This window comes from Bacteroidota bacterium, from assembly GCA_018831055.1.
Classification (GTDB): domain Bacteria; phylum Bacteroidota; class Bacteroidia; order Bacteroidales; family B18-G4; genus M55B132.
On the sequence record JAHJRE010000282.1, the window covers coordinates 1 to 2,156 of the forward strand.

The following is a 2,156-nucleotide window of genomic DNA, read 5'->3' on the forward strand; positions in this document are numbered from 1 at the left end:
GGATTCGGCTTTCTGGAGGCGATCCTGATTATCGCAACGGCGATGGTTTTCATGAAGTCAGTCGAGGCGACTGGGGCGCTGGGAACGCTCAGTTACTATATGGTGAAGTGGTTCCACCGGAGTCCGTCGCTCTTGGTGATATTGATCGTGGTGTTCGTGATGTTTCCCGGGATGCTCACGGGGTTATCGTCGGCGTGTATTCTCACGACCGGGGCGCTGGTCGCCCCGGGGTTGATCGCTATGGGGATGTCGCGCAGAGCGACGGGGGCCCTGATTGCGATGGCGGCCGTGTTTGGCGAGGTTGCCCCCCCCATCTGTATTCCGGTGATGCTGATCGGCGGCGGCGTGGATATGCCGTATATCGGCTTCACCAAGCCCCTCTTCCTCGCTTCGTTCCCTCTCGCAATCGCGACCGCCCTTTACTTCCGGTTTCGCTATCTGGATGGATTCAAGGTCGAGGAAGTCCTTCCCAAGCTCCGGCAGCCGGTGTACGCACTTCACGGGATGAAGCTTTTTCTCCCCTTGGTGCTTGTGGTCGGTTTTCTCGTGATCGACCAGGCGGCGCCGAACCTGCTGCCGCACCTGGGCGTACCGCTCATCTTTTTGATCGGCGCCGTCATCACAATACCGTCCGGAGAAAAATACAACGTGTGGCGCATCTTGACGAGCGCGGTTCGCGGTGCTCTCCCGATCATGGCGATTCTGGTCGGGGTCGGTATGTTCCTGCAGATACTTACTCTCACCGGCGTTCGCGGGTTTCTAGCGGTGAACGCGCTGTTGCTGCCGGAGGAAATTCGGTATCTGGCTGCGGCGATCATGCCGTTTTTTGGTTCGGCGTATGCCTCGGCCTCGGTAATCGGCGTCCCGCTGGTGTTTGTGTTCATCGGGAAGAACGCTATCGTTGTGACGGCCGCGTTGGCTCTGCTGGCGGCGATGGGCGATCTCATGCCGCCGCCGAGTCTGCTGTGCGCCTATGCGGCTCAGATAGTCGGCGAAAAGAACCATTTCAATATACTTCGGCAAGCTCTTGTTCCGATCGTGGCCAGTCTCATCGTCGGACTGTCTATCATTTATTTCGCTGACGATATCGCGGCCGTGTTCTTTTAACTCGCGGAGGATCGAGCCAATGCTGTACTGGGTTTATACTGGAATTGTCGCCCTGTTCGCGATCGTCATCCTGGTCGAGTTTATTCAGGAGCGATCGTGGAAGCTGCAGATGGCGATGGCCATGTTGCTTATGGTCTTCGTCCTGAGGGTACTTCAAATAAAGTGAGAGCATCAATGAAGAGGCATCACGTCACGGCAATTCTCATGCTGGCCGGTTTCGGAGCCCTGGCGACTCTGGCCGCCATCGACTTCCTCAAGATGAGGCAGCCGGATCTCCTGCGGCCGAGCCCCGCCCTCACCACTGTGCGGCAGCTGAGTGACTATTTGCCCAACCTGAAAGGAACGGCAGGCGACACCCGGATATTTGATTTCGACTCGGGCGTCCCCGGGGCGACGGTCATGCTTCTGGGGGGCTCGCATCCGAACGAACCGGCGGGCTTTATCGCCGCGACGCTCGTTCTCGAAAACATCCAGGTCGATCAGGGACGCGTTCTCGTGATTCCGCAAGCCTGTGCGAGCGGCTTCGCATATACCGATCCGTTCGAAGGCAGCCCAAGTTCGTTTACCATCCCGGCCAGATCCGGCCCCCGGACCTTTCGTTTTGGCTCCCGCGTCTGCAGTCCGCTTGACCAATGGCCCGATCCTCTGGTCTATTCTCATTTTCCGTCGGGACAGCAGCTTTCGGGGTTCGAAACGCGGAATCTGAATCGTTCCTACCCCGGTCGACCGAACGGCACGTTTGCGGAGCGCGTGGGCTGGGCCATCATGGAAGTGATCCGACGGGAGAATGTCGATGTCGCTTTTGATCTTCACGAAGCCGCTCCGGAGATCCCGATCATCAACGCGATCGTCTATCACGAAAAGTGCGAGGATATCGCGATGACCGCCGTGCTGGCGCTGGAGATCGAGGATCTCAATTACGCCCCCGAGCTCTCGCCCGAAAACTTCCGCGGCCTGAGCCACCGCGAATGGGGCGATGCTACGAACGCGTATCCGTTCCTGATGGAAACGAGCAACCCTATCCAGGGACGACTTCGCGGCCGCACCAA

The 2,156-nt window shown here is 58.6% G+C and carries 2 protein-coding genes; both read left to right on the forward strand.

Annotation, left to right across the window (positions count from 1 at the left end; genetic code table 11):
* Positions 1–1,107 (forward strand): TRAP transporter large permease subunit (locus tag KKA81_16605; GenBank protein ID MBU2652547.1); only part of this gene is annotated, 1,107 nt, incomplete at its 5' end.
* A gap of 174 nt (positions 1,108–1,281) precedes the next feature.
* Positions 1,282–2,156, forward strand: an 875-nt coding sequence (locus tag KKA81_16610; GenBank protein MBU2652548.1) for a succinylglutamate desuccinylase/aspartoacylase family protein, incomplete at its 3' end; no start/stop codon positions are given.